The following is a 3565-nucleotide window of genomic DNA, read 5'->3' as shown; positions in this document are numbered from 1 at the left end:
GTTTTAGTTTGATGAGATTTCTGTAAGTGCGGCTGCTTTCTATTTTAGAACTCTAAAACCAGGTGAGAATTATTCATCCTGGGTTCCAGTTTATTACCTTAGGGATTAAATTATTTTCATAATGAACCGAAGAAGTAATTCATTTTTTAAGTGCAGTCCTGTTCTGGCTCTGCGTATTGTTTTAGTGATCATTCTGAGTGTAAGTGTAAGCTTGTCATACGCACAAATCAAACCTCGAATTATTATAACGGCTGACCCGGAACTGGATGATGCAAATTCTCTCATCCGCTTTTTGTTATACAGCACGGATTTCAGGGTAGAGGGATTGATCTATGCAAGCAGTCAGTTTCATTGGACGGGCGATGGAAAGGGAACGAAATTAGCGGTTCCCGGACGTGAGTATACGAAGTTTGGATTAAACCTATGTCCCTGCGAGTCTTACCGGTGGGCGAAGGATGAACGATTCATCGACGATATCGTGGAGAATTATGAAAAAGTGTATAGTAATTTGAAAGTTCATCATTCCGATTATCCTACACCCCTGGAACTTAAATCGAAAATACGTAAAGGCAATATTGAATTTGATGGTGACTTCTCAAAAGATAGCCCCGGCTCAGACTTGATTAAATCATTAATGCTGGATGATTATAAAGATCCGCTTTATATTACCGCTTGGGGCGGACAAAGCACGATTGCCCGTGCATTAAAATCCATCGAGGATCAGTACAAGAACAAAAAGGAATGGAACGGTATCCGGAATAAAATTCTAAGTAAAGTTGTGCTTCTTCCTTCCGGAGATCAGGATAATACGTATGAGAAGTATATCAAAATCCACTGGCCTGAGATCGATTACCGTCAGATGGGCAGAGGACCTAATTATAGTTATGGGATTCAGATGCGAGCAAGCCCAGAGAATATTATTTATACAACGGCTTCGTGGATGAGCGAGGAGCCACTGCGGATGGTCACCGGATTTTTAGGGCAGCTAGAACAAAATTACAGTGATGTACTTGATGCTAAAGGCAAAAAATATATCCACTTTGCAGCAGATGGCGCTAAAAGAATGCGCCAGATAATTTTGGATTCTACTCACCTGGCTCACCGGTGGAGAAAAGCCTGAATCTGTATTAGCCATAACACAACAGATCAAACCAGACATTTATCCGAAGGTTGACGATGAAGCCACCATTCTTCTGAAATACCCAAAAATGCAGGGAATAATACAAGCATCATGGAATTGGCCTTTCAGCAGAAAAGATATGGAGGTTTATGGTAAAACGGGATATGTTATTGCCGATAACGGCACAGATATTAGAGTGCGCCTGCCAAATGACAAAACAGAGCGAAAAGAGAGTTTAAAGAAGCTGGAGACTCCTTACAACGACCCGTTTTCGCTTTTTGCTGCCCTGGTTAGAAAGGAAATTGCACTTCCAAAGTATGATCTGTCTTCCCTTGAAAATAATATGATTGTAGTTGAAATATTGGAAGCTGCAAAAATGAGTGCTAAAACAGGAAAGGCTGTGAAACTTAAATAGGATAAGGAAACAAGGTTTGACTGCCTGCTGCAGGCGGGTTTGACTCATAGGAAGTATACGTCGTAGAATCTAATTATTCAATGAAGCAACTCGCTGAATAGGTCATATAGTTGCTCTGTATCGTCAATGAAATAACTAAATTTAATCTTCATAATCTCATTTTTAAGGCCCTTAGTATATGATCCGAACTCATAAGTTTCAAATTGGTGTAATTGTTATCCTTTTTCTACTGGCCGCAAGTTTCCCATTGACGGGAATGTCGCAACAAAAACTTCCACAGAAATTAAAGACCAGCCTGAATGCCTATTCATTCAATGATCCGCTGATCAAAGGGGAAATGAATCTGGACAACTTATTGGAGTATTGCGCCGCCAATCAGTTTGATGCGGTGGATATTACAGCCTACTATTTCCCGGGTTATCCGGAAGTTCCTTCCGATGAATATTTGTACCACATCAAACAAAAAGCTTTTTTGCTTGGACTTGAAATTAGCGGAACAGGCGTGCGCAACGATTTTACCGATCCAGATCCGGTCAGGCGAAAAGCAAGTGTTGCATTGGTGAAAAATTGGATTTTAGCTGCCGAAAAACTGGGTGTTCCTGTTATTCGGGTTTTCTCCGGAACAGCTGATGTTAAACATATCCCGCGCGAAAAAGTCGTTGATTATCTGGTCGAAAGCCTCAAAGAATGTGTTGAATTCGGGAAAGCTCACGGGGTTATTGTTGGAATACAAAATCACCATGATTTTCTCAAAACGGCCGATCAAACCATTGAAATCATCCAACGTGTCAATTCCAATTGGTTTGGACTGATTCTGGATATTGGCAGCTATCGTAACGATGCATATCAGGAAATAGAAAAGTCAATTCCATACGCGGTCAGCTGGCAATTAAAAGAAAATCTGTACATGAATGGTATTGAGCAAAAAACTGACGTGACAAAACTGATGGCGATAATCCAAAAATCCAGCTATCGCGGATATATTCCGCTTGAAACCCTGGGCAAAGGCGACCCCAAAGTGAAAGTTCCATTGTTTCTTAATGAAATCAGACGGGCTATTAAATAGTTCAATAAATTTATAATTGTATTTCGGGTCGCAACGATTCTGAATTCGTCAAAGCTTATCTTTGATAAATATTACTGAAAAATGAATTTTTAGAACCCCTAAATTAGCTTACCTTTAATTATTCAAAAAATACGCCATGATCAAAAAACTTCTTTTAGCCGGCGCTATTGCAATTTTTTCTTTTGCAACCTCCGATGCTCAGACCTTAAAAACACCGGCTCCTTCACCGGCTACTACCCTAAGCCAGGATTTTGGACTTGCGAACATTGAACTTTCTTATTCCCGTCCGGGTATGAAAGGCCGTAAAATATTTGGCGATGTAGTTCCATACGGAAAAGTATGGCGCACGGGTGCCAACAGCGCTACCACTCTTACTTTTGGCGAGGAAGTAACAATCGGGGGCACGAAAATAAAGGCCGGTAAATATGGTTTGCTTACGATTCCGGAAGCCGGGGAATGGACAGTTATTATTTCTAAACAAACAGACGTAACCAGTCCCGCCGCCTATAAGCAGGATCAGGATGTTGTACGTGTAAAGGTTGCACCGCTTGACCTTCCTTTCAACATTGAAACGTTTACCATTGGGTTTGCAAACATCACGGCGAATACCTGTGATTTGCAAATAATTTGGGAGAATAAAGTTGTGCAAGTTGGAATTTCAACTGATGTAGAAACCAAAGTAATGGCTCAGATTAAAAATGTTATGGAAAAAGATACGAAGCCTTACTTTAATGCGGCTATGTATTATTTAGAAAATGGCAAGGATCTGAACCAGGCATTGGTGTGGTTTGATAAGGCTGTAGAATCGAACCCTACGGCCTACTGGATGCAGCATCAGCGAGCTAACACTCTTGCTAAACTGGGTAGAAAAGCGGAAGCGGTCTCGGCGGCTAACAAATCGATGGAGCTGGCAAAAAAGGCCGAAAACGCTGACTATGTAACAATGAATCAGAAATTAATCGCT

4 protein-coding genes are annotated in these 3565 nt (G+C 41.0%); all 4 read left to right on the top strand.

Annotated elements, in window-relative coordinates; all coding sequences use genetic code 11:
- The first annotated feature begins 121 nt into the window (after positions 1-121).
- Entirely contained in the window at positions 122-1120 is a 999-nt protein-coding gene (locus tag ACLL8Z_RS07725) for a nucleoside hydrolase-like domain-containing protein (protein WP_411274193.1), read from the top strand.
- On the top strand, positions 1083-1535 hold the full coding sequence (locus tag ACLL8Z_RS07720) for a Gfo/Idh/MocA family oxidoreductase (protein ID WP_411274194.1): 453 nt from the start codon (positions 1083-1085) through the stop codon (positions 1533-1535). Before ACLL8Z_RS07725 ends, ACLL8Z_RS07720 begins: the two co-directional genes overlap by 38 nt.
- A gap of 178 nt (positions 1536-1713) precedes the next feature.
- Complete coding sequence (locus ACLL8Z_RS07715; protein WP_411274192.1) at positions 1714-2601, top strand: sugar phosphate isomerase/epimerase family protein; 888 nt, start codon at positions 1714-1716, stop codon at positions 2599-2601.
- A 136-nt stretch (positions 2602-2737) separates the two neighbouring features.
- Positions 2738-3565: DUF2911 domain-containing protein (locus ACLL8Z_RS07710; protein ID WP_411274191.1), on the top strand; the 828-nt coding region annotated here is incomplete at its 3' end.

The organism is Daejeonella sp., assembly GCF_046590655.1.
GTDB lineage: Bacteria > Bacteroidota > Bacteroidia > Sphingobacteriales > Sphingobacteriaceae > Daejeonella.
Note: the sequence above shows the minus strand (reverse complement) of the source record. Positions and strands in the feature narration are given on the sequence as shown.